Source organism: Acidicapsa borealis (assembly GCF_059115245.1).
In genome coordinates, this window is record NZ_JCACNY010000001.1 from 1,354,875 (window position 1) to 1,379,107 (window position 24,233).

15 protein-coding genes are annotated in these 24,233 nt (G+C 55.8%); 8 read left to right on the forward strand and 7 right to left on the reverse strand.

From position 1 onward, the window contains the following. Window position 1 precedes the first annotated feature (1 nt). The 4 genes from AC5S27_RS05400 to AC5S27_RS05415 all read right to left on the reverse strand — a co-directional run bounded on the left by AC5S27_RS05400 (window position 2) and on the right by AC5S27_RS05415 (window position 8,505). Entirely contained in the window at window positions 2–2,131 is a 2,130-nt protein-coding gene (locus AC5S27_RS05400; protein ID WP_493933541.1) for a S9 family peptidase, read from the reverse strand. 132 nt (window positions 2,132–2,263) lie between these two features. Continuing rightward, window positions 2,264–4,201: a serine hydrolase domain-containing protein gene (locus AC5S27_RS05405; protein WP_493933542.1), complete on the reverse strand. Its 1,938-nt coding sequence runs from the start codon at window positions 4,199–4,201 to the stop codon at window positions 2,264–2,266. 31 nt (window positions 4,202–4,232) lie between these two features. Beyond that, window positions 4,233–5,303 (reverse strand): alpha/beta fold hydrolase, encoded by a 1,071-nt coding sequence (locus tag AC5S27_RS05410; RefSeq protein WP_493933543.1) that lies wholly within the window; start codon window positions 5,301–5,303, stop codon window positions 4,233–4,235. Between the two features lie 43 nt (window positions 5,304–5,346). Further along, the gene (locus tag AC5S27_RS05415) at window positions 5,347–8,505 is read right to left on the reverse strand and encodes a TonB-dependent receptor (RefSeq protein WP_493933544.1); all 3,159 of its coding nucleotides are present in this window, start codon (window positions 8,503–8,505) and stop codon (window positions 5,347–5,349) included. A 387-nt stretch (window positions 8,506–8,892) separates the two neighbouring features. Here AC5S27_RS05415 and AC5S27_RS05420 point away from each other — a divergent pair, with 387 nt between their 5' ends. Then, window positions 8,893–9,768, forward strand: coding sequence for a MurR/RpiR family transcriptional regulator (locus AC5S27_RS05420; protein ID WP_493933545.1), 876 nt, complete (start codon window positions 8,893–8,895; stop codon window positions 9,766–9,768). On the opposite strand, the gene AC5S27_RS05425 is transcribed toward AC5S27_RS05420, so the two are convergent. Together AC5S27_RS05425 and AC5S27_RS05430 are read right to left on the reverse strand one after the other, a co-directional pair. Continuing rightward, window positions 9,769–11,691 (reverse strand): CocE/NonD family hydrolase, encoded by a 1,923-nt coding sequence (locus AC5S27_RS05425; RefSeq protein WP_493933546.1) that lies wholly within the window; start codon window positions 11,689–11,691, stop codon window positions 9,769–9,771. It lies immediately after the preceding gene. Continuing rightward, window positions 11,678–12,937, reverse strand: a complete 1,260-nt coding sequence (locus AC5S27_RS05430; protein WP_493933547.1) for a M23 family metallopeptidase — start codon at window positions 12,935–12,937, stop codon at window positions 11,678–11,680. The genes AC5S27_RS05425 and AC5S27_RS05430 overlap by 14 nt, the downstream gene beginning before the upstream one ends. Window positions 12,938–13,175: 238 nt before the next feature. Here AC5S27_RS05430 and AC5S27_RS05435 point away from each other — a divergent pair, with 238 nt between their 5' ends. Further along, the gene (locus AC5S27_RS05435) at window positions 13,176–14,084 is read left to right on the forward strand and encodes a CPBP family intramembrane glutamic endopeptidase (RefSeq protein ID WP_493933548.1); all 909 of its coding nucleotides are present in this window, start codon (window positions 13,176–13,178) and stop codon (window positions 14,082–14,084) included. Window positions 14,085–14,427: 343 nt separating this feature from the next. Here the strand turns inward: AC5S27_RS05435 and AC5S27_RS05440 are convergent, their stop codons facing one another. Next, complete coding sequence (locus AC5S27_RS05440) at window positions 14,428–15,081, reverse strand: TetR/AcrR family transcriptional regulator (protein ID WP_493933549.1); 654 nt, start codon at window positions 15,079–15,081, stop codon at window positions 14,428–14,430. Between the two features lie 149 nt (window positions 15,082–15,230). Between AC5S27_RS05440 and AC5S27_RS05445 the strand changes: the two genes are divergently transcribed. The 6 genes from AC5S27_RS05445 to AC5S27_RS05470 all read left to right on the forward strand — a co-directional run bounded on the left by AC5S27_RS05445 (window position 15,231) and on the right by AC5S27_RS05470 (window position 24,210). Next, window positions 15,231–15,707, forward strand: coding sequence for a hypothetical protein (locus tag AC5S27_RS05445; RefSeq protein ID WP_493933550.1), 477 nt, complete (start codon window positions 15,231–15,233; stop codon window positions 15,705–15,707). Window positions 15,708–16,046: 339 nt separating this feature from the next. Continuing rightward, window positions 16,047–16,868, forward strand: a complete 822-nt coding sequence (locus tag AC5S27_RS05450) for a hypothetical protein (RefSeq protein ID WP_493933551.1) — start codon at window positions 16,047–16,049, stop codon at window positions 16,866–16,868. A 69-nt stretch (window positions 16,869–16,937) separates the two neighbouring features. Further along, complete coding sequence (locus tag AC5S27_RS05455; RefSeq protein ID WP_493933552.1) at window positions 16,938–18,512, forward strand: DHA2 family efflux MFS transporter permease subunit; 1,575 nt, start codon at window positions 16,938–16,940, stop codon at window positions 18,510–18,512. A 13-nt stretch (window positions 18,513–18,525) separates the two neighbouring features. Further along, window positions 18,526–20,088 carry a TolC family protein gene (locus AC5S27_RS05460; protein WP_493933553.1) on the forward strand — a complete coding sequence of 521 codons (1,563 nt, stop codon included), beginning with the start codon at window positions 18,526–18,528 and terminating at the stop codon, window positions 20,086–20,088. A 28-nt stretch (window positions 20,089–20,116) separates the two neighbouring features. Beyond that, window positions 20,117–21,373, forward strand: a complete 1,257-nt coding sequence (locus AC5S27_RS05465) for an HlyD family secretion protein (protein WP_493933554.1) — start codon at window positions 20,117–20,119, stop codon at window positions 21,371–21,373. Between the two features lie 773 nt (window positions 21,374–22,146). Next, complete coding sequence (locus AC5S27_RS05470) at window positions 22,147–24,210, forward strand: alpha-1,4-glucan--maltose-1-phosphate maltosyltransferase (protein ID WP_493933555.1); 2,064 nt, start codon at window positions 22,147–22,149, stop codon at window positions 24,208–24,210. The last annotated feature ends 23 nt before the right edge of the window (window positions 24,211–24,233 follow it).

The following is a 24,233-nucleotide window of genomic DNA, read 5'->3' on the forward strand; positions in this document are numbered from 1 at the left end:
GTTATTTGCCATCAAGATGCTGTTGAAAGAAAGCAGCAGTCACAGCGTACGATCGCACAAAGTCCTTCCACAGAAGAAAATCGTGAATTTCGTCTGGATACACAATCTCTTCGTACGGCACCTTCTGCTCCTTGAGCTTTTGCACCAGGCTCACCATCTGGCTGAATGGAACGTTGCGATCATCGTCGCCTTGAATCAGCAACACCGGTGACTTCCAGCTCGCGATCGAAGCATTCGGCGAAGAAGAAAAAGCCAGCTTCTCCGCATCCTTCAGGTCCGGCGCAGACTCAGCACCCTGCTCCCACGACGGGAGAAACTGCGACCAGTCATGCACGCCATGAAAGTCCACGCCAGCCGCGAAGATATCGGAGTTCCGCGCCAGCCCTAGCGCTGTGAGAAAGCCCCCATACGATCCACCCCAAAGACCTATCCGCTTCGGGTCCACATTCGGAAGCCCCTGCAGATAATGCGCTCCAGCAAGCACATCGTTATACTCCGCAGCACCTCGCCAACACGAATTCGGAGCCTCACGAAAGTCATGCCCATACATGATGCCAAGCCGATAGTTGACCGAAAGCACGGTGTATCCAAGGCTGGCCAGATACTGGTTCGCGGCATAAGCATTACTGTAGTAGTCCATGTAGTGAAAGCCCAGAAGCATCTGCCGCGGCGGCCCGCCATGCGTAAAGATCAGCGCAGGCCCGGGCTTTGTCTGCCCCTTCGGCACAAACAACTGCCCATGCACTGTGATCCCATCAGAAGCTGTCAGAATCACTTGCTTCGGTACCACCAACTGCGCAGCAGGGAACTCCTTCGGCAGCGCATCCTTCGTGATCAATTCACGCGTTCCACCGGCCAGCTTGTACACCAAACCCGGTGTTGTCGCAGTAGAGCCAAGGCTCACGATCTCCTTGCCATCACCCGTCTCAACTGGGGACCACTCAATCGTCTCGCCCTTCGCCAGCGCGACTGGAGCAGCATCTCCATTCACCGGCACGCGCCAGATATGTCGCCGGTCGACATCATCCTCGTTTGACTCCACCAACACAGAACGCCGGTCGCTCGCCAAAACGGCCTCCTCAACGTCGTACTCACCCGGGGTCAGAAGCTTCGCTGCCCCACCAGAAGCTGCAATCGAATAAAGATGATTGCGTCCGTCAACCTCCGAACTGAATACGATCCGCTCATCAGCGGCAAACAAGAGTTGGTCCGGTCCAAACGGAGGAAGGGAATCACGCGCTCCTTCCCCACTCGTCCAGATGGCTCTAGCGGCGTTCGTGTGCGCATCCGCCACCCAAAGACTCCACGGCATCGGGTGCTGCGGAATGATTGTCCGCTTTTCCTCTACACCACCGACGCGCAAGAATGCAACGTGGCTCCCATCAGGAGACCATCGCGGTGCCATGTTACGTTCCGTTGAAGGAGCAATGTAATGAAATGCCTGCAGCGTCCCATCGTGCACATCCAGTAACGCAATCAGGCTGTGATCACGCCGCCCGATGATCGCTGCCAGATGCGCTCCATCCGGCGACCATTGCGGCGAAGCAACGCTGCTACGAATATCCGTCAGTTGTTTTGCTGTCCCAGCGCCGTCCGTGGCAGCAATCCACAACTCATGCTTCGATTCCCATACTGCCCACTTTCCATCTGGAGAAACCTGAATGTCTTCGCAGCCCTCAGCCTCGCAACCCATCTCGCCCAATAGCTTCGGCTCACCGCCACTCACCGAAGCAATCCAAACCTCCTGTTTCGGTTGCTTCGCTTCTCCCAGGGCATTCGCACTACGCTGTTCCTCGTTAATCTCCGTCCCGCGCGCATAGATCACACTCGCGCCATCCGGCGAAAGCCTCAGCGAAGCAATCGGCGTACCCGTGTCTCCTGTGAAATGCGTGACTTGCTTTGGAACGAAGCTTGGTCCATCGGCAATCCAGACATTCTGCGCACCGCGCTGGCTGAACACCCATGCGATGCGCGGCCCCTTCCGTGCTGCAGTAAGCTGCGTCGGAAACGGTGCGCTGAGGACCTGCTCAATCGTAAAGGATTGTGCTTTCCCAAACTGACTTGCGTCCAGGCAGGCGATCGCTGCAATCGCAATCGTCAGCGAGCAAAAAGTCCGATGAAATCTCATCATGAGAAGACTCCACAGCGCCTCGGCGCCGATAGCAACTTCGAAATGACATTGGTATCGTGAAGTTGTGGTGTGGATCTCGATCGTAGAGACCACACCACAGAGCTCCCCGGGTAGGCCTATAGCCTGCTGGTTCTAATACATCAGGCTGAAGTGCAGCAGGTGCCAGTGCAACAGGAACCACGAGAACGAAAGCGCACTCACAACAATTGCCACGTTGCCCAGATGTGAAAGCCACCACTCACCCGGAGCCCGCCATGTCTTCAAAACCGAGTAGAGGATCACGAACGTTCCAAGACTGGCAATCCATCCGATGATCTGCACGATAAGCAGTGTGGGGTCAAGGCTCGCGTCAAACAGCGGGCTCCCACCTGAAGCGGCAAGAATTCCAATCCAGCAGGCCGCGAACAGCAATTCGAATGCGGCCACCACTCGGATAGCGACTCGCCACTTACCCTGGCCACGCTCCAGCAGGAGAGGCCGCTGGTAATGCTTGCGTATCAATGCGCCCAGCGGCCAGAAGAGGACCGTAAGAAGCGAAACGGTGATAACGAAAACGATGATCGCAATGTTGAATGCCTTTGTGTTCGTCAGCGTCGCTCGGGTCCAATCCATGAACGGATAGTCCATCGAGAGCACCATCTGCCCATCAGGGTCTTTGTTGAAAGCAAGCAGATCCTGCCCATCCTTTTCGCGATAGAGCAGCGGCCCAATCTCTACCCAAGTCTTCGGCACTTGGTTAATTCCCTTGAACCCATCGACAATCACCGTGCCATCCTTGCCCGGCGTCACCTTCAGATTTTCAAGAAAGCCGATGAAGCTCAGAATGTTCGTCACCGGCCGCCGGCTCGTGATGTAGTCGCCAGCCACCAGCTTCGCATCTCCTGCGGGATCAGGCTGCTTAACACCGGGCGGCACAGAATAGGGATAGTAGCGGTCAAGAAAAGCATTGAAGAGATTCGCCCGCTGTTCAGTCTCGCCACGTCCCGCACTGTTGTAGGAGACAAAGAACCCCATATTCTGATCCGGCATCAGGAACAGATCGCTGTGGAAGAACTGCGTATCCCCGCCATGCCCGAACATCCGATGTCCATTGCGCGTCTGCTCGTAGAAGCCGAGACACATATGTGGCAGCGCCTGGTTCACAGCAAACTGTGGCGAATGCATCAGCGCAATCGTCTCCGGCTTAAGGATCCGCACACCGTTGTACTCACCATTGCTGAGGTGAGCGATCATGAAATGAGAAATATCTTCCGCCGAAGTAGCCGAGCTGCCCGCGGGCTCCGCGCGAATGATCTCGTATGGCTTCGAATCATCGCTGCCAAGCGCATAGCCGCTGGACATCATCGGCAAGAGTTGCGCGGAGAGCGGCTGGCGGAAAGTTGTGTGCGTCATCCCCAGCGCGCCAAAGATATTCTTGTCCACGTAATCGTCAAACGGCATGCCCGAAACCCGCTCGACAATATACCCAGCCAGCGTAGCGCCATAGTTGGAGTAGGCCGGCGTCACACCCGGCGGATACACCCGCTTCGGCATATGAGTCTTGAGGTATTCCCCAATCGAAACAGGCTCAGAGCCCTTGGTCACGATCAGATCCTTGATCGCCTCTTCAAACCCCGGCGTATGCGTCATCAGGTTTCGCATAGTAATCGGCTTTAGGTACGTCGCGGGAATCTTGAAGTCAAGATAGTCATTGATATCGCGATCAAGATCGATCTTGCCCTGCTCCACCATCTGCATGACAGCAGTCCAGGTGAACAGCTTCGACACGGAACCCGGCCGGAAAAGAGTAGTGGGCGTTACCGGGATCTTCTTTTCAACATCCGCGTACCCATAGCCCCTCTCATACAACACCTTTCCGTCCTTCACCACAATGACAGTGGCTCCGGCGATATTCTCGCGCTTCAACTGCATCGGAACAATGCCATCGAGAAAAGCTCCGATATCTTCCGGCGTAAACGCCGGCGTCCCCGGCGAACTCGTCACGGTCTGCGCTTGCACCGCTCCACTCATCGCAACCGCGGCCAAAGTTGCAGCAGCAGACGCACCCATCCAAATTGACTTGAATTTCATCGTTAAGTCCTCTTCCCGTTTCGCGTAGCACTTATTGCGTGGTGGTTGTTCCGTTCTGTGGCGACACCGCGCCCGTTCTCACTTGTTCAATGAAACTCGCAACCTCACGATTCACAAGCTCCGATCGCTCCACCATCACATAGTGACCGCTGCCCTTGGCGATAATCCGCCGGCTGTTCGACGAAAGCTTTTTCGTGTTCTCCTGCAATCGGTTCCAAGTAACAGAAGCTTGCTGGCCAAGATCGGCGGGTAGCCCCTTCATCGGCTGTGACGTATCCTGCGAGAAAATCAAAATAGGCAGATTTCCGAACGGTCCAGCGTTCACAGCTTCGTCGCCGGACACTGGCACAGCGTTCATCTCGGCAATACTTGAAGTGACCTGCTGCGGATCACAGGAATCAGCTTTGATCCACGCTGCATACGCCTCCATCCCCGGCGTCACCTCAGTACACTGGCCTAACGCGCGGAGCACCCCCACTTCCGTGGCCACCTTGACCAAAGGAAATAGATAGAGCACATACTTCTTCTGAAGATCCTGCATAGCCTGCGGAAAAATCCGCTCCTGCTGCGGATACGAACCATCCACAAACACAATCCCCACCACCTGCTGCGGGTACTCCATCACGTACCTGCGCATGTGAATCCCCGTAATGGAGTGGCCCATCAAGATGATCGGTCCGGTAATGTCTGCAGCCTGCAGAAGCCCATGCAACTCCGCAACAATCGCGTTCGAGTCACGCACACCAGGCCGCACCTCGCTCCATCCAAAGCCCGCGCGGTCATACGCACAAACTCGCGTAAGCTTCGACAACTCCGGCTGATTCTTTCCCCAGATCATCGAGTCATTCCCAAGCCCAGCATCCAGCACAATCGTCGGAGAACCAGAGCCAGTGCAGTACATGTGCATCGCGCGTCCATTCACTTGGTACAGCTTCCCAGGCACGCCCGCAATCGCGCGATAGTGCCTCAGTGCCAGCACATTCCAAATCGGGCCAACGCCTGCCAGAACTATGATCAATACAACAAGAGAAACGATCACCCGCACCGTCCAGCGAATAACTCTGGACGTGCGGGTGACTTTCGGCTTGCTCTCTTCAGCCATACCTCTACCTCGATCAAGACCACAACAGCATCATCAGTCCGCACTAAAACTCGATCCGGACGGCTACCTGACCCTGCCGCCCAGGAAGCCTCTGCGAGATCGTACCGAACTGAGCGCCAGTCGATTGCTGTACTTGAATCGCAGCCGGGTTAGCATTGTTGAATAAGTCAAAGAACTCAAAGATTGGCTGAACTTTGAAACGTTCCCCAAACTTGAAGTCCCTGGCGATGCGAAGATCTTGGTTCACGTACATCGGGGACGTGAACTGGTTGCGCCCCGTCTTCAGATCACGTGGTCCGTAGTTGCCATTGCCATCCTGATCCACGGGCGCCACTGCAGAAGCCGTATACCGGAAGCCACTCTGCGCTCGGAACAAACCACTGAATTGAATCTTGAATGGAATCTGTACCATGCCATGCAGTTGCAATGTCTGTCGAAGAGCGAAGTCTGAAGGTCCAGAATCCAGCTTGGGTCCATTCCAGTGAATGCCGGCCTTCGGTACATAGTTCCCATTGCTTGCATAGAACCCTGCGCTGGCGTTGCTCTTGCCGCTGGTCGGGTCCGTCACCAAAGTAGTCGTGCCAACAAAGCTGTCTGTCGGATAGCAGACACCAGTCGGTCCTTGGCCCAACTCTGAGCACAGTGCATCGTCATTCTCTGAGGTGTATTGGTAGCTGCCGCCGGCTGTGAAGTTGTTGCTGTACCGCTTCTCAAAAGACAAAATAGCGGAGTCAAATTTGCCCGAATACCATGGCCCATAGCCATTGACATAGGTTCCGCTAAAGTCGTTCGCTATGCGCGACTCAAACGGAAGGTTGGTTTGGCGGACACCAAGGATGTTCTCGATCGCCTTGTGATACAGATCAAGCGAGACCACAAAGTTCCGCCCCACCTGCCGCTGAATCCCCAACGTGTACGCCCTCGTGAAAGGCGTTGCAAACGAAGGATCAAGCGTAACGGGATAGCTGCCCGCCGGGTTCACCAGGTAAGAGAGCGCGCCATACGGTCCCCAGAACAAATACCCGTTTGGCTTGCCAATAGCTGCCGCGGCATCATTGAGGTAGGTTGTAGGGTCAAGACCAGAAAGATCCTGGACATTTGCGGACGTCACCACGCTCTCCGCCGGAATCGGCGAATGCCCCGCAGCAACAACATTGTTCAAGTGGTCCACACCGTAAATCGGTCCGGTGAAGAAGGGGCAAGTTGCATCGCTGGCGGCCAGTTGTGCGTCCGTCTCCGTCTCCGATAGGCAAAGACCAAACAGCGCCGGTGCAATCGTCGGGACCCCATAGAACAACCGCGGATAAGAGAGCGGTTGAATCGCTTCAAGAGTCGCGCCGCCAAAGGCAGGAATGTCACGCGCCAGGCCGAGCCGGAAGTGATCATAGAACACACCAAAGCTGCCGTGAACAACCGTCTTGGGATTCACTGACCAGGAGAAGCCAACACGAGGAGCGAAGTTTGTCTTGATCTTGAAGCGCGAATCATAGTCCCATCGCAGCCCTGCGCTGATGGTCAGGTTGCTGAATAGCTTGTAGTCGTCCTGCACATACGCGCCACTGTAGTTGTTCCTCAGCTTCACGTCATTGTCCGCAGGAGTCGCTCCACCAATCGTGTAGAGAAGGAAGAAGCCTGAATCGATCGGCCCATACTTCGCATAGTCGTCCAGTGTCGCGAACAATTGGTTCTGTTGCACGTTCTGCTCCACACCATCCACCTGAGTGCGCAGAAAGTCATAGCCGAACTTGAACGTGTTTTTCTTCCAGTTCTTGGTCGTACTGAAGCCTCCATCGCCATACTTCTGCTTCAGGTATCCGCTCGTCGTCAGCGAACCGAACTCAACCTGCCCGAGATCTCCGAAAATCCCGCCGGTGTTGTAACCGCTGAACAGATTAAAGAGCGTATCCGGACCAGCTTGCGGATGTGCCGGACCAACTGCGGAAGGTTCACTGCGATACTGCCCATACAACGCCATGATCCAGGGATTCGATCGATCTCCAAGCAGGATGGAATCCGTTGCGCCAATCATCGTCGCCGTGTTCCCGTAGTTCTTCCGTGTCGAAGGCAGCGACGTAGATGCCGAAAGAGGAAGGAAGTTGTTGATATGAGAGTTTGTGTAGTTGAACTCCTCGTCCAGCTTGTGTCTTCCCACAAGCTCGGTTAGCTTGCCAAAAGCCCTGATTTCGCGCGTGCGCGCAGGTCCGCCATAAGCCGTCTCGCTATCGATTAGGATCTGCGGCGTGCCAGTAGGAATAGTGAAGTTCAGCTGCTCATTCTCATGAATGTTCTCAGCGGACATGAACCAAAAGACTTTATCCTTCTTGATCGGACCACCCATCGCCACGTCATAGTCCCAGCGTAAAAGGTATGGCGTATCCGTCTTCGGAATGTCGCTCGTATCCAGCTTGCTGTTGCGCAGAAATACCGATGCAAGGCCATGAATATTATTCGCGCCAGTCCGCGAGAGAACATTCACTACACCACCAGAGGCGTGGCCAAATTCAGCCTTGTAACCGCTCGTAATCACCTCAAATTCAGAGATGGTATCCATGTTGAACTCTGCGGAAGCTCCGCCAGTCAACTGGTTCGAATTGTTCAATCCGTCAATCAGATAGCCTGTATTGTTGCCGCGCTCTCCCAGCACGGAAATCGCCGTATCCGACCCCGGATCATCCTGGTGGTTGACCGAAACGCCGGGAACCATCTGGAGCAGGTCAAGATACGCACGCCCATTCAGCGGTATATCATGCACCTGCTCCGGCGTAATCGTCATGCCTGTCGCAGGCGTCGACGTATCAATCAGCGGTGCTTCGCCTGAAACCTCAACGTGCTCTGAAGCACTGCCCACCTGCATCGTCACATCGAGCGTAACCGTGCGATCCAGCGTCAACGTCAGGTCCGGAATCACCTGAGTCGCAAAGCCGGTGCTGGTCACCGTCACTCGGTAGCTTCCCGCCGTAAGCGCCGCCAGGTGGTATACGCCGCGTGCGTCCGTAGTCGTGGTTCGTGAAGTGCCCTGTTCCTTTGACAGCACCTCGACCGTCGCACCCGCAATCACCAACTTGCCCGGGTCACTCACCACGCCGGTAATCGTCGACGTAGTCTGTGCCTGCAAGGAACCCGTAAGCGATGCCGCCAGTAACAACCCGGCGATCAAACCATGGAATAGAAGATTGTTCCTCAAAGAACGACAAGTCAGCATGCTGATCATCCGATCCTCCGAATTGTTTGTCTAAGGGTGCGTCCGTTTGAGGCCTGGCTGGATGCGCATGGGGGATGCGGTCTCGAGCGAGGCTTGTGAACTAGAAAAGAAACATATATTGCGAAAGTGCTTCTGGCGCTAGTGTCGGGTGAGAAGCCATCTATGTCAACAGTTTTTTAACAATTGAGGAATATTTGGATTTTCAGTGGCTATCCTGTCTGTGCAAAGAGTCTAAGCGTGCAACAAACGTTGTTGACTCTTGTGCTGTTGCAGCAATCATGGTGCAACCTGCAGTGTGCAGTACAACGGCACAAACTCCGTTACACTCATAAGCAAGCCCGGACGAGAGTTGACAGAACCATTCCCCTGGGTGATGCTGCGGAGACCATGAAAAGCCCTCAGAGTAAGACAACACTCAGCGAAGACCCCACCAGTTGGATCAAGAAGCTCAGCCCGCGAAGGCAGGAGATCATTCGCCAGGTCCTCAAGAATCCTCGCGAATTTGTACTCCTCAGCGTGCGCTCCGCCGCGGAACGCCTCTCCACCGATCCCGCCACCATGGTCCGCATCATTCAGAAGATGGGCTTCGAGAGCTATCGCGCTTTTCAGAATTATCTCCAGGACCTCTCCATTGCCAACGCCACATCACTCGACGGCATGCAGGCCCACAGCGACGGAGATGCTAAGACACCCGACCACCTGCAGGCCATGCTCGAACAGGACTTCAAGAACCTCAACGCCATTCGCAATACGCTCGACGTCAACAAAATCGCACTCGTAGCCAAGCGCATCCACTCCGCCAAGCGCATTCTCGTGGTCGGCGGCGACTTAGCCGCCTCGCTCGTGCATTACGTCGAATACAGCCTTGCCGTCATCGGCCTGCCCGTCTTCATCGGCACCACGCAGGGTACCAGCACCCATCTCTCCCGCGTCTTCGGTAAAGGCGACCTCGTCATCGCCATCAGCTTTCGCCGCGGCCTTCGTCAGACAGTCGAAGCAGTTAAGCGTGCCCATGAAAACGGCGCCTACTGCGTCGGCATCACAGGCACTTATGTCTCGCCCATCGCCCGCTTCACCGACGAGTTTTTCGTCGCCTCTGTCGATAGCGACTCCTTCCTTGACTCCTACGTGGCGCCCGTCGCCCTCGTGAACCTGCTCCTCGTTGCCTGCGCTAACTACGACCGCGAAGCCACCCTCATCCGCCTCCGCGAAGCAGCCAAGGAACAACGCGAAGGCTATCGCTGGTACGAGTTCTCAGCCTAGCTATTCAGTCTCCACAACCGGCAGCTCCACGCTCGATGGATATGCTACTGAGTGATAGACCCTCTGCGTCGCTGGCACATAGTCCTCCGCCTTTGCCTTGAAAATATTTGGTACATACGTCTGCGGATTGCGATCGATGATAGGGAACCACGTGCTCTGAATCTGCACCATGATCTTGTGGCCCTTCTGGAATACATGATCGGTCGTATGCATATCCACCTTGTACTCCACGACCTCACCCGCCTTTAAAGGCTGCGGCTTATCGAATCCATGCAGAAACCGCGCACGATATACCTCGTCAGCAATCATCAGCTGATATCCGCCAATCTCCACCTTGCGCTCCGCCTCGCCACCCTCCGCCGGTATCATGGACACAGCATTTTCGGGCTGCACATCGATCAGCTTCACCACCCAGTCTGCATCGGTACCTGTCGTGGAAGCATAGAAGTGCGCCAGCACGTCCCCCGCCACGCGAACGTCCTTCTCCAGCGGCTCCGTCTCCCACGTCAGCACATCTGGCCGGTGATCCACAAATCGCTGATCCTGCACCAGCCACTTAGGCCATTCCACACCGGGATACGTAGGACTGATAGGTCGCGGCCGATAAGGCACAGGATTCGCCGGATCGGAAACGTATGCGTCATACGCAGCGCTCCCGGCAGCAGGCTTCGTGAATGACAGCGTGCGCCCTGCGCCAAAATAAATAGGCGTAGCCTTGGCACTCTTAGGTGGCCACTCCGGATACTGTTTCCACTCATTCGTCCCCGTCTCAAAGGCCAGCACCTTCGCTGCCGGCGCTGCTCCCTCTCCATGCAGCCAGTACTTGAACCACGGCGCCATCACCTGCGCGCGGAAATACTCACCAGTAGCCGATCCAAATGCAATGTCGCCTAGATGCGATCCCGTTCCACGAAACCATCCGCCATGATTCCACGGCCCAACGACAAGCCAGTTCTTGTCAGCAGCGCCAGCCTTCTGCAGAATGTCGTAAGTCTTCACAGGACCATAAAAGTCTTCCTGGTCCCACCATCCAGCCACATTCTGCACCGGCACAGTCGTCCCACGTAGCCACGTCTCCGTAGCCTGCGCTAACCAATAAGAATCCCGTGATGGATGTTCGACAAAGTCATTCCACGAAGCAATCTTCCCGTGATAATGCTTATCGTTCACATTCGTCAACGGTCCAAGCTTCAGATACCACTCGTACGTATCCGAATAATTGAAAGCGAAGTGGAAGTTACTCTCTTTCTCTGCCTCCACCAGCGCCGAATACTCCATCCCATAACTAAGCCGGAACGCCCCATTGTGATGAAAGTCATCCCCCATGAACATGTCCGCAGGCGAAGCCTGTTCCGAAGCTGCCTTCAACGCCGGATGCGGATTCCGCAACGCCATCACCGTTGTCCATCCGCTATAAGAGATACCCCAGATACCGACCTTCCCATTGTTGTTCGGAACATTCTTCACCAGCCAGTCGATCGTGTCATACGCATCCGTTGACTCATCGAAAGACTTAGGATCACTGTCCTTAGTGGGCGCCCTCTGCATCACGAACGTTCCCTCGGACTTGAATCGTCCGCGAATATTCTGAAACACCAGCACATACCCATCCGCAATCAGCGGCCGGAACGGACTATCCTTGGCGACCAGCCCAGCCTGATTCTCCGGCACCCCATAAGGCGTCCGCGTCAACAGGATCGGCAGCGCCGTCGTCGCCACAACGGGCGTAAAGATCACCGTCTGTAGCTTCAACCCATCCCGCATCGGGATCATCACATCTGTCTCTTTAAACTCATCCGCAGCCTGAGCAGAAGCCACGCCAACAGCGTTGAAAAAGAACAGAGAAAACGCCAGCGCGCCAACTATCTTCCCGTAAGCCTTCATGCGAACTCCTCGTTTACGTCCGTTGTTACTTATCTTCATCCGCAAACTCCACAATCTCATTCTCAGCTGGAATCTCCCCACGAACATCTTTCTTCGCAGTCAGCCATTCGATCTTCGCAGCATTCTCTTCCAGCGTCCCCTTACCCAGCAGCGCATACGCAGAATATGCAAACGGCAGCCCCTCGCCACCCAGCGGAGAACTCCGGTCAATCAAGTGAAAATGCAAATGCGGCTCCGTAGAATTTCCCGAATTCCCTAGCAGCGCCAAGACCTGCCCAACCTTCACATGATCCCCCAGCTTCACCTTCAGCGACCCCGGCTGCAGATGCGCATAGAACGCAAACACCCCGTGGCCAAGATCAAGAATCACATGGTTCCCGCCCACGGTCTCAAGCGTAATCGGCACCGCTCTCGAATCGACCCCAGGCACGTTCTGAGGAATCCCATCCTTCACTTCCGTCACCACGCCGTCGGCCACCGCATGCACTTTTTGCCCATAGCAGAAGTAGTTCTCATTCTTCAGTGCATCGCCGGAGTAAGTCTTGCCTTCCTTGTTGACCTCCACCCAGTCAATCGCAAACCGCTGCGGCACCCGCGCCGCTCCGTCGATCGGAATAATCCCGCGCCGATGCCCCGAAACATTCCCGGGCCCATTCCCAGCCAGCCAATTCGACCCGCGCAGCGGCGACTCGATCACCACCGTCGCCGGCTTCACCGCAATCGGCTGAGCCACAATCCGCAGAGCCGCCTCCGCGCCCTGCTGCTTCAGCGTCAGCGCATGGCGAATCTCCTTCGGCGCAGCCGACCCTTTCGGCAAGTCCACCCAGGCATAAAACACAATCTGCTCACCCGGCCCCACCAATCCCTCGGCCCCCACCGCAGGAGCAGCCGTCTTGGCTCCGGGCGTCTTCGCCGTATGCTTCAGCGCGCCCGTCAGCGCCGTGCCCGATGCATCCAGCAGCACCGCTGCGCCATCCAGCACCTCAATGCGGCTCAACTCCAGCGGCGACGAGCCCATATTCACGATATATAGCTCGTAGCAAAGCGAATCGCGCCCATCCATCTTCACCACAGTCGGCGAGATCGTCGTATACGTCTGCGGGAAGACCATCTTCGCCAGCGTCAGATGATTCAGCGCGTCGCCACTGATCACCGGCCCATCCGCCTGCGCACGAGCTATCCAGCCACCAGCCATCGTCAGCAGCAGGGAAGCACAAATAACCCGCCCTGCAATCGCAGGCAGGTTCAAAGACGCAAGCTTGAATTCACGCTCGGCAATACGCATCGAAGCATTCTCCTTCAGCGATCCATCTGCGCGAAAACACAGGTACCCTGAAAAGCCGCGCCAACCGCTGCCTGTAATGTGGTATCCGCAACATACGTTGCAGTGGGAAAGGTATTCCGTATCAACTGCCATTAATATCGCCGTCGAAATCCGTGATGTCAATCGAATCTTGGGCCAACATGCACGAAAAACGGAGCAGCAGCCAAAATAATCATCGCAACAAACGTTGAATTCCGCTATGCTGCGTCTCATGACGCTCACAAGCCGTGGCATCCTCACCTATCTGCTGCTGGTCATTGCACTCAGTCTCGGCCCTTGGCTCCTCGCCATCCACGCCGGCCACCTCGCCGTTGGTGGAGGCGCCGTCGTCGGTACTCTCATGTGGATGCCAGCCTTGGCCGCCGGACTCACCTGCCGCATCCTCGGCATTGACTTCGGCACACTCGGCTGGCGCTGGCGCCCCGTCCGCTACGAAGCCCTCGCCTACGTCCTGCCCATCCTCTACGCCGCGCCCGTCTACATCGCCTGCTGGCTCTTCATCCCTAACTCCTGCGTCTTCTCAGACTTCGCCACCAGCATGGGCACTTCCTTCGGTTTCCCCGCCTCGCCGCGTACCGTAACCTTCCTGCTTGCCCTGCCCATCTATGCAACGTATGGCGCGATCCGCAGCCTTTCCACAGCCCTCGGCGAAGAGATCGGCTGGCGCGGCTTCCTCCTCCCACGCCTCACCCAGCGTTTCGGCGTTGGTATCGGCGCACTGATAAGCGGCTGCATCTGGGCCACCTGGCACTATCCGCTGCTGCTTGGCGCGGACTACAACTCCGGCACGCCAAAGCCTTACGCCCTCGCCTGTTTCACCCTCATGGTCATCGCAGACGCCTTCATCCTCGCCTGGCTCCGCCTCCGCTCAAAGAGTCTCTGGCCCTGCGCCATGCTCCACGCGACCCACAATCTCTTCGTCCAGGCAATCTTCGACCGCATGACTGTCGACAACGGTAAAGCGCCTTTCCTCACCACAGAATTCGGCTTCGGCATGGTCATCACCGCCGCGATCACTGCGGTGATTCTCTGGCGCGCAGCCAAGCCCGATCCGCCCTCGTCAGAAGAAGCAGCAATCGATGTGGTCTGCAATCCATCGGGAATATGAATCAAAACGAAGCGATCTAGCCAACTCAATCAACTCGTTCGTCATTGGTACTGCGGCGGGTGCGGCCACACATGGCCTGCGTCTAGCTATGTCAAGCCCGGTCAATGCAGAGGCTGTGGAGGCCGTCACTGGGATCTTCCTGCAGGCATCTTCAGAAAGCCCAAAACGCTTCATTTGTTAAGCCCCAACCCGCGCCGATTTGTCCTGCTGCCGAGCATGTATCACCCGATTGAGGGGAGGGAATGCAGTCTTCACAAGCGTAATTCCATCCGTCACAAGGCGACTTCTCGAGACGCACTGTGACGGAAAACCTGCATCCACATAAGAAACGAGAATGCAGCCTCTAGCCATTTGAGCCATATCCGTGAAGGAAGCAGGCAATTGCTTCCTTCACCCTTTGCCGCATCTCCGCCTTCGTCGGAGACGGTCTGGAATTGAGATTGATTTCGAATAGGAACTCCGGGACGACAAGGTCGAAGAACTGGCGTGCGCCGACCTCCGTATTCATCTTGCGCAGAGTTCCCTTCTTGACTTGCTCCGCAAGATAAGCGGCAAGGGCGGCCTGTACCCGTGCCGGGCCTTGCGCGTGAAACGATGCGACCACCTCGGGGAAGCGTCCCTTTTCCATTACCAGGATGCGGTGAAGGGAAAGCATCTCAGGAGCAAGCAGCAAAGACAGACCCAGTTCTCCAAAGGCGGCCAGGGCCTTTTCCGGTGCTTCCTGAGACATGAGAACGGAGGTCAGCTGCCCTTTGAGAAGTTCCGTGTGGCGCAGCAGCACCCTTTGGAAGAGTTCTTCCTTGGTTGGAAAGTGGCGATAAAACGTCTCCGTGGAAGCATGGGCTTGCTTAGCGATCTCCCCCATGCTGGTTGCGTCGAAGCCCTTCTCCATAAAAACCTTGGCTGCTGCGTCGAGCAATCGGTCAAGCAGCAATTCCGTTCGGAGCTCCGTCTTCGACTGTTCCGGCGCTCTCTTCGTGGCCGTTTTCTTCGTCATTCCACTGAACCTATACTTTCCTGCAACTTTCTTCAACAGGATGCGTCTAGCGCAGTATAACCGAAACGAAGGTTTCGTTTCGGTTATACTGTTTTCACGCTGCCAGGGAATCCAGAGCGCCAGAAGAAAATCATTCGGAGATCTCCCTCATGTCTCGATGCCAGATTCGGTTCCTAATAAAACAGACACTCACGGCTGTCTACCTCAATGGCGTTTTCAGCGCCATCGGAGTTTGGCTGGTTTTTCGCCACATGGCGATTGTGCCGCTCTCCGGCAGTCCCAGCCTCATCGTGGACTCGATCTTCCAGACCTTCATCGCAACTCTCATGAGCATATTGCCGCCATCCGTCATGACCTCTCTATGGATGCTCACAAAGCCAGGCCCGGCAACCCTGCAGACGTCGACGATTCGAATTGTTATCCGCGCATTCTTGATTGCACTGGCGGCATGTTTGATGAGTTCCGTGGTTCTGCCATTGGCCCTGCCGAGACTCTTTGCCCCTTCGCTTCCATTTCAAACCCTGCTGCTTCTGAAGTGCCTGTACGGTATGGCGATTGGCCTTGCGGTTACCCCCTTTGCGGTCGCCGCGGTCCTGCGCGGACCCCGTGTGCGTGAAGGCGTCTAGTTTATCGACCGATTCTGACGCAGTGGCGCTGATGGACGCGCATGTGAACTGTTTTTCTCGTCCTTTTGTCCTGATCACAATTTTTCTGCACCTTTCTTCGATACCCTGAGTCTATCTTTTAAGACGAAACGAACGTTTCGTTTCGCACAAGCCATTCTTTGATCCACGAGGCAGACCTTCATGAACGATACGCAACAACGGCCTGGGAACTCAGCAGTGCTTTTGCACACACGCCGATCGCGGGCGAAACGAGCAGTCGGTAAAGTTCCATGCACACCTATCTGGATCGAGCAACCGGATTCAGTCACTCCAACCAACTGGCCTATGCATAGGAGACACATGAGAGCATTAGTTCTTCCGGTCGCATGCGGAGTCTTATCGCTGGCTCTGGGCTCAGCAAGCGCTCTGTCGCAGGACTCGGTCGTAGAGCGAATCCCACAGTCCGATTCTTCGCAAACGGTGCAACTCAGTGAATTCGGAGGTCGGGTAAGGCCAGATGAATTACAAGGTGAGCTGCCCGATGAGCCGCAAGCAACTCCCATGAACTCGGGCGGCCCCGCGCTTCCGCACAGTATGGGACCGCTGCCGCTGTTGCCGCAGACCTTGCATGACAAGTTCGTGGCATATGCCGTAACAACTGCTGGTCCGCGTGCCTTGTTCGGCCCGGCGTTTCCCGCTGCAATCCGCATGGCCAATCCTCCCGACCACTTCCCCGCTGAATGGCGAAAAGGAGCCGCAGCGTTCGGCAGAAATTACGGCGACCAGCTGGCAACGGTTGCCTCCTTCCAGACAGCCCGGTTCGCCGCCGGTGCAGCCCTGCATGAGGATCTTCGCTACCATCCATCCACGAGCACCAACTTCTTCATGCGGACAGGTCATGCTCTTACCTACACCTTCGTCGACCGCTCTGACGCTGGACATGCTCGTCCGGCTCTTGCCAACTTCGCTGGGCTCGCCGCTGGAGGCTACGTGGGTATGTCCTATCTTCCCAGCGGATTCGATGATGTAGCGCACGCTGATCAGCGGATTGTATTTCAATTCTCACGTCTCGCTGGCAGTAACCTCGGCGCGGAGTTTGCCCCGGATATCTTCCGGTTCCTCGCCGAACATCATTTGCCGCGTCCCAAAATCCCAATCCCCGAGTGGTGGGCTAAGCGATAGCGAGCACCTACCCTCTTACCGTTCGAACGGCCTTCCGTTTGTTAGCTGAAATAGGAGCTAAGGAGCAGCATGAGTGATATCGATCCACAACCCTGGGTGCCGAAGCATAATCCATGGCTCATTGCAATCACGGTGAGCATGGCGACGTTCATGGAGGTTCTGGACTCCTCAGTCGCAAACGTCGCTTTACCCCACATCGCGGGTTCGTTTGGCGCAAGCCAGGATGAATCCACATGGGTCCTGACCTCCTACCTCGTCTCCAACGCTGTCATCCTTCCACTTGCCGCTTATCTTTCAACCCTGATGGGACGCAAGCGGTTTTACATGATGTGCGTTGCGCTTTTCGGGATCAGTTCGCTGCTGTGCGGGCTTGCACCAACTCTACCGATGCTATTGTTCGTTCGCGTTCTACAGGGGCTCGGCGGGGGTGGTCTTGGTCCCTCGGAGCAGTCGATCCTTGCCGATACTTTTTCTCCCGCCAAGCGTGGACAAGCCTTTGCACTCTATGGCCTGGCAATCGTCATGGCCCCCACACTCGGGCCAACGATCGGTGGTTGGATAACAGACAACTTCGACTGGCGATGGATCTTTTTCATCAACCTTCCGGTTGTGGTGTTGTCGCTTTATATGACGAACCGGCTCGTCGAAGACACCCCAACCATCAAGCGTGAGGTCAAGGAGGCACAGAGCGGTAATTTTCGCGTTGACTACATCGGCTTCAGTCTTCTCGCTCTTACCTTTGGATGCCTGGAGGTTGTCCTCGATAAGGGACAGGAGGACGATTGGTTTGACTCCACGTTCATCGTTACCTTCCTCACCATATCGGTCGTATCGCTCATCGCGGTCATCTTCTGGGAGTTGCGAATGGCGCGTACACAGCAGAGACCAATCCTCGACCTGGTGCTGTTCAAGAACCGAACCTTCGCACTCTCGGTTGTCATGATGTTCGTGCTCGGGGCCACTCTCTATGGAGTTAATACGCTGCTGCCCCAACTGCTGCAAAACCTGATGCATTACACGGCGGAACAGTCAGGCTTAACCTTATCCTCCGGTGGCCTTGCGACTCTGATCTGTATGCCGCTGGTCGGCTTCCTGATCGGGAAGGTGGATCCTCGCAAACTGATTGCGATCGGCTTCATACTGACCGCTTGCGGTTTGTTTTACATGAGCGGGCTTGACCTTCAAATGAGTATGGGCTACGCCGCCAGGCTTCGTTTCTTCCAATCGCTCGGCATCGGTTTCCTCTTCATCCCTATCAGCACCATGTCCTATGTGGGGGTGGCTCCGGATAAGAACAACGATGTTGCGGGCATGACGAATCTGGCGCGCAATATCGGCGGCTCATGCGGCACGGCAATCTTTACCACCATGCTTGCCCGCCATGAGCAATTGCATCAGAACGTCCTCGTCCGTCATACCACCCGCGGAAACGTGTTCTTCAACAACTACTTGAGCCAATTGATGCAGTCTAAGGGCGAGCATGGCGCCTTGCAGCAGATCTACCAGAGTGTGCAGCAGCAGGCGAGTCTTCTCTCCTACCTGGACATTATCTATTTCTTTGCATTTGCTTGCGCCATCATGATTCCCGTTGCCTTCCTGATGAAGAAGGCACCCACCGGCGGCGGTCAAGTCGTCATGCACTAAGAGAGGCATTTCCATGAACAACACCTATCCTCACGCGGGCCTATCAATCCGTTTGCCCCGCTTGGCATTTCTCTTGCTTGGAGTTACCGTCTGGACACTGACCCTGGCGGTGACGCAGGCGCAGCAGGGGCAGTCGCAAAGCCCGAAAGCGCAGCAGGTTCAACTCTCGGGCCTGCCCCAGGGCAGTAACTCCGCCTCGCTGCAGCAGTCCGCTGCCGCGAGCACGACCTCGAGCGTCAACACCATCAACACTACCGTTCAGGTGCAGGGGGCCTATCAGGGAAGTGTGCCCGGGTCTGTCCCCGGTGATGGACCCATCCCTTTAACCTTTGCAGAAGCAATTCAGCGGGGACTCAAATACAACCTCGGCGCACTGGATTCATCCGCTTCGATGAAGCAGGCCCGCGCACAGCGGTTGAGCGCGTTAAGCCAGATGCTGCCGAACATCTACGCGACGATCTCTGAAACCGGAGCTAAGACCGATCTACAAACGCAGGGCCTGAGCAGCGGGGTATTTCCCGGAGTAGCACTGCCCACGGTAGTTGGTCCCTACCACTACTACAGCGCACAGGCCAATCTCTCGGAGGAGTTCAGCTTCACAGCGCTGCACAACCTGCGCTCCGCCGAGCAAGCACGTCAGGCGGCTGCAATGAACGATCGCGATGCGCGCGAGATGGTCGTTGTAGCAGTGAGCGGCTCTTACCTGCGCGTACTCGCAACGCAGGCCCTGGTCATCTCGCAGGAGGCGCAGGTGAAGTATGCGGACGCATCCTATAAACAGGCGCAAGCGCAGACGGACGCGGGGACCAAGGCACAGATCGACGCCAACCGCAGCCTCGTCGAACTACAGTCACAGCAACAAAGACTTACTTCCGACAAAAGCCAGTTGATCAAAGAACAGATGTCGCTTGCGCGCGTCATCGGCCTGCCTCTGGACCGGCAACTCCTGCTCTCGGAGACGCTTCCTAACTCGGCGCCTGAGGCGCCAACCTCGGACTTCGCCATCAAGCAAGGTTTGGATCATCGCGCCGACCTGCAAGCCGCGGGCCTCCAGATCAAGGCGGCGCTCCAGGCACGAAGCGCCTCCAGGTCGGAGTACCTGCCATCCTTCTCCGTCAATGGAAGCTTTGGCTTGCAGGGTGTGAATCCCGATAAGGGTGCCAACGTCTTTCAGGCGACAGCCACCCTCAATATCCCTATCTGGTCGAGTGGACGCGTACGGTCCGACGTTCAACAGGCAGACGCGGCCGTTGGTCAACGCAAGGCCGAGCTTGAGGACAAGAAAGGCGTTGTCGAACATGACGTACGCACGGCGCTCCTGGATCTTGATGTCGCTCGAGAACAAGTCAAAGTCGCAGAGAGTAATCGCCAACTCGCACTGAGCACACTCAAGCAATCTCAGGATCGATTTGCCGCTGGAGTCACGACTTCAGTGGAAGTTGTGCAATCGCAGGAGAGTCTGGTTTCGGCGGAACTGGACTATATCAACGGACTCTTCTCCCTCAACGTTAGCCGTATCAACCTTGCCCGCGCAATGGGCCAGGCTGAAACCACCGTTCCTAACCTCATTCAGTAACCCCTATCGCAAGGAGAGGACATCTATCATGTCGACGCAAACGGAAGAAATGCCCACGGCAGAAACCAGAGACCAGCAAGAGAACATTACCCATGATCCCAATTCTCCAGTCGATCCGGCTAAGAAGCGAAGGAAGCTTATCGGCATCGCATTGGTCGCAATCGTTCTCGTTGCTGGATGCATCGGCTGGTTCCTGTACTCCACCACCTATGAATCAACCGACGATGCCCAAGTAGACGCTCATCTCAACCCCATTGCCGCTCGAGTGCAAGGAACCGTGACCAACGTGTACGTCGAAGACAATCAGACAGTGCAGGCTGGGCAGCCTTTGGTAGATCTTGATCCGAATGATTCAGCAGTTGCCCTTGCCCAGGCACAGGCCAGCTACGACCAGGCCGTCGCCCAGCTCAATGCGCAGAACCCAAACGTTCCCATCACGCAGGCGACCAACGTCAGCGACATTGCCTCACAGCAAGCCGAGGTGCAGAGTGCGGAAGCTGCACTAAGCGCAGCCAATAGCGACTACGAGAGCGCTATCGCCAAGCTGCGTCAAGCCGAGGCAACCAATCTGAAGAGCCAATCCGATTTGGTCCGCTACAAAGAACTGCTGGAAAAGCAGGAGGTTGCCAACTCCGACTACGACCAGTATGTATCCAACGCACGGTCACAGCAAGCTGCAGTCAATGCGGCCGAAGCCTCTGCCGACTCCTACAAGAAAGTCATTCAGCAACGCGAGGCGCAGCTGGTTCAGCAACGCGCCAAGTACCAGCAAACCACCGCAAATGCTCCCCGCCAAGTCGAGATCAAGCACGCCACTGTTGCCAGCAACGCTGCCGCCGTCGAGGTCGCCAAGGCGCAATTGGACCAGGCCAAGCTGAATCTCGCATACTGCCACGTCGTAGCCCCGGTTGCCGGCATCGTCATGCAGAGGGCCGCGGAAAAGGGCCAGCGCATCTCGGCCGGCACGCAGTTGCTCATGGTCGCCCAGGTGGATTCGCCCTGGATCGTTGCCAACTTCAAGGAAACCCAGCTTCGCAAGATGCATCCCGGACAACGCGTCACCGTGAAAGTAGATGCACTGGACCGCTCATTCGACGGAACAGTCGAAAGCATGGCTGCCTCAACCGGCGACCGAGCCAGCGTATTGCCCGCAGAAAACGCAACAGGCAACTATGTCAAGGTCGTACAGCGCCTTCCCGTACGTATCCGGCTGAACCCCAATCAAGACGGCTTGGACAAGGTTCGTCCTGGCATGTCCGTAGTGCCAACCGTTCACTTCAACTAGGGTCGCCCTTTGTATAGGCCAGTCTTCGTCGCGGGCGAGGAAGCTCGACAGTCATGCAGGGCTCTGCTTCTCTCAAGGTTGGCCCAATAGGATCGAATTCATATCAACGCAACCCATGATCCGAGCGACACGGTGAAGTCGGGAGCAGGAGGGAGAAGCAGAGCCGCGGTTTAGCTCGTGCCTTGCAGACGCACTGGGTAGCACCGGTACATCTCTGTCGGTCCGCAGCAATAAGAGAGACGAGTCAAAGTCTGGGAAGGGAACTGGCTTTTATTCCTTCGTAAGCAAGCGGAACTAGCAAGCCATAGGCGCAAATTTCAACAATACCCATCGACACATGAACTATGATGTCGCCTGCTTCCATCGTAAGACACGAACCCATCAAAGAGACGGAGATCAGACCCGCACAGGAAATGTACGTACGTTGGGAAACAGGCGGTGGTTTCTCGAATTGCGGTCTCCAGTAGGTTGTAAGTGAAGTCGCAAAAGCGACGGTCGCCTCGGGTGATCTGAGACAGGTGGTGTTCATATAAGCATCGATCGAAGGGATGATCAAAATTGGTCTAGAAACTGATTTTATGATGTCGGCGGACTGTGTTCCCTCCGGCTCATCGTGGAAAGCAAAACATCACACATTGCAAGGAACTATTTGGCGCATAGGTCATCTCCGCACGCACTTTTTGCATCCATATCCATATGGTCGCTAAGCAAATGAGATTCTCCGCGGCAAATGTGTTCAAGGTTGGCCGCACGGTCGCTACATAGAAGGGAAGATGAGCCAAATAAAACCAGCTTTGGGCCGAAATAGAGTTGTGATCGAAGAGATCACGCCACAAGTGGACGCGGGGCGCTACCCTGTCTGCCGTGTCATTGGCGATGAAATTGTCGTCACGGCTGCAGTCTTCGCCGACGGCCACGATCATGTACTGGCCCGGGTCTTGTTTCGTCCGACCACGGACAAGAAGTGGCGGTTCGCTCCGATGATCGCATCTTCCAATGACATGTTTACGGGTTCATTCACCGTCGACTCGTTGGGTCGCTGGGAATTCACCGTCCTTGGATGGGTCGATCATTTCGATACTTGGACGAGCGACCTAAAGAAACGGCTAGAGGCCCAGCCTGATCCTGAGCATCCTGATCCAAATGCCATCCCTCAGGATATTCCGCTCGCCTTCCGAACGGGTGCTTTGCTGGTCCAGCAAGCCTCTAAGCGGGCTCGGGGGGCTGATGCAAGAAGACTCGCTGAACTGGCGAAGAGTCTCCTCCAGGCTGCAGAGGCAAAAGCCTCGCATTATGATTACCCACTGACGGACGAGCTTCACGATCTAGTTGCCCGGTATCCGGATCTTACCCTTGCGACTCGTTACGAGCCGGAGATCCCGCTTCGCGTGGACCGTGACCGCGCTCGCTATTCATCTTGGTACGAGCTTTTTCCGCGGTCCGCGTCGCCGATCCCCGGGCAGCACGGCAAATTCTCAGATGTAGAGATGCAGTTGCCTGAGATCGCGGCGATGGGGTTTGATGTGTTGTACTTTCCGCCGATACATCCCATTGGCAAGGAGTTTCGCAAAGGACCAAACAACTCGACGACGGCGCAACCAGGCGATCACGGCAGCCCTTGGGCAATCGGTGACAAGTCTGTAGCTTCGTCCAAGAACAAGGACGATAACGGCGGACACAAATCAATTCATCCCGAGCTTGGAACGTACGAGGATTTTGACAGGTTGGTGTCGGCAACGAAAAAGCGTGGGCTTGAGATAGCGTTGGATATAGCCTTTCAGTGTTCCCCCGATCACCCTTGGGTGACGGAACACCCGACATGGTTTGTCAACCGCCCTGATGGAAGCATTCAATATGCTGAAAATCCCCCCAAAAAGTATCAGGACATCTATCCATTGAACTTCGAGTCGCCAGACTGGCGGGCACTCTGGGATGAGCTTTACTCAGTCTTCGAGTTCTGGATCAAGCGGGATATTCACATCTTCCGAGTGGATAATCCTCACACGAAGGCTCTCCCTTTCTGGGAGTGGTGTTTGGGTAAGCTGCATGATCATTACCCTGATACCATCTTTCTCGCCGAAGCGTTCACGCGTCCACACGTGATGTATTCGCTGGCGAAAGCCGGGTTCACCCAGTCATACACCTACTTCACATGGCGGACGGGAAAAACTGAGCTTGAAGAATACCTCGAGGAGATCACCAAACCGCCGGTCAGTGATTTTTTCCAGCCTAACTTTTGGCCAAATACGCCAGATATCCTGCACAAATCCCTGCAGGAGGGTGGCCGCGTTGCGTTCATGCAGCGGCTCATTCTCGCCAGCACGATGACAGCAAATTATGGCATCTACGGACCTGCATTTGAACTGGGAGAGAACGCGCCAGCCAAGCCACCCGCGGGCAAGACTCATTCAGAGGAGTACCTGGACAGCGAGAAGTATCAGATCAGGCAACGAGATCGAAACGCACCCGGATCCCTTGTACCGGTGATTGCTTCGCTCAATCGAATCCGTCGCGAAAATGCGGCGCTGCATGCGAACCTGTCGCTGCACTTTCACACAGCGCAGAACGAAAAAATCATTTGCTATTCGAAGTCGACGGCCAGCCTTAACAACGTGATTTTGGTTGCGCTTAACCTCGACCCATTCAATGAGCAGGGTAGTTGGATTGAACTTGATCTCAAGGAGCTTGGATTAGCCTGCGATCAGGATTTCACCGTAGAAGATCTACTTACGGGATCGCAGTACCGTTGGCGCAGCGAATGGAACTATGTGGCGTTAAAGCCAGACATTCAGCCTGCGCACATATTTCGCGTCATCCGCGACACGCAGGTAGACTGAGCAGTGTGGCATGACAGAAGTAA

Bases quoted from the DNA above. Each gene is read 5' to 3' on its own strand.
- AC5S27_RS05450 (WP_493933551.1), top strand. From the start codon at position 16,047: ATGAGAGCATTAGTTCTTCCGGTCGCATGCGGAGTCTTATCGCTGGCT.
- AC5S27_RS05420 (WP_493933545.1), top strand. From the start codon at position 8,893: ATGAAAAGCCCTCAGAGTAAGACAACACTCAGCGAAGACCCCACCAGT.
- AC5S27_RS05440 (WP_493933549.1), bottom strand. From the start codon at position 15,081: ATGACGAAGAAAACGGCCACGAAGAGAGCGCCGGAACAGTCGAAGACG.
- AC5S27_RS05465 (WP_493933554.1), top strand. From the start codon at position 20,117: ATGTCGACGCAAACGGAAGAAATGCCCACGGCAGAAACCAGAGACCAG.
- AC5S27_RS05405 (WP_493933542.1), bottom strand. From the start codon at position 4,201: ATGAAATTCAAGTCAATTTGGATGGGTGCGTCTGCTGCTGCAACTTTG.
- AC5S27_RS05455 (WP_493933552.1), top strand. From the start codon at position 16,938: ATGAGTGATATCGATCCACAACCCTGGGTGCCGAAGCATAATCCATGG.
- AC5S27_RS05460 (WP_493933553.1), top strand. From the start codon at position 18,526: ATGAACAACACCTATCCTCACGCGGGCCTATCAATCCGTTTGCCCCGC.
- AC5S27_RS05445 (WP_493933550.1), top strand. From the start codon at position 15,231: ATGTCTCGATGCCAGATTCGGTTCCTAATAAAACAGACACTCACGGCT.
- AC5S27_RS05470 (WP_493933555.1), top strand. From the start codon at position 22,147: ATGAGCCAAATAAAACCAGCTTTGGGCCGAAATAGAGTTGTGATCGAA.
- AC5S27_RS05425 (WP_493933546.1), bottom strand. From the start codon at position 11,691: ATGAAGATAAGTAACAACGGACGTAAACGAGGAGTTCGCATGAAGGCT.
- AC5S27_RS05410 (WP_493933543.1), bottom strand. From the start codon at position 5,303: ATGGCTGAAGAGAGCAAGCCGAAAGTCACCCGCACGTCCAGAGTTATT.
- AC5S27_RS05400 (WP_493933541.1), bottom strand. From the start codon at position 2,131: ATGATGAGATTTCATCGGACTTTTTGCTCGCTGACGATTGCGATTGCA.
- AC5S27_RS05430 (WP_493933547.1), bottom strand. From the start codon at position 12,937: ATGCGTATTGCCGAGCGTGAATTCAAGCTTGCGTCTTTGAACCTGCCT.
- AC5S27_RS05435 (WP_493933548.1), top strand. From the start codon at position 13,176: ATGCTGCGTCTCATGACGCTCACAAGCCGTGGCATCCTCACCTATCTG.
- AC5S27_RS05415 (WP_493933544.1), bottom strand. From the start codon at position 8,505: ATGCTGACTTGTCGTTCTTTGAGGAACAATCTTCTATTCCATGGTTTG.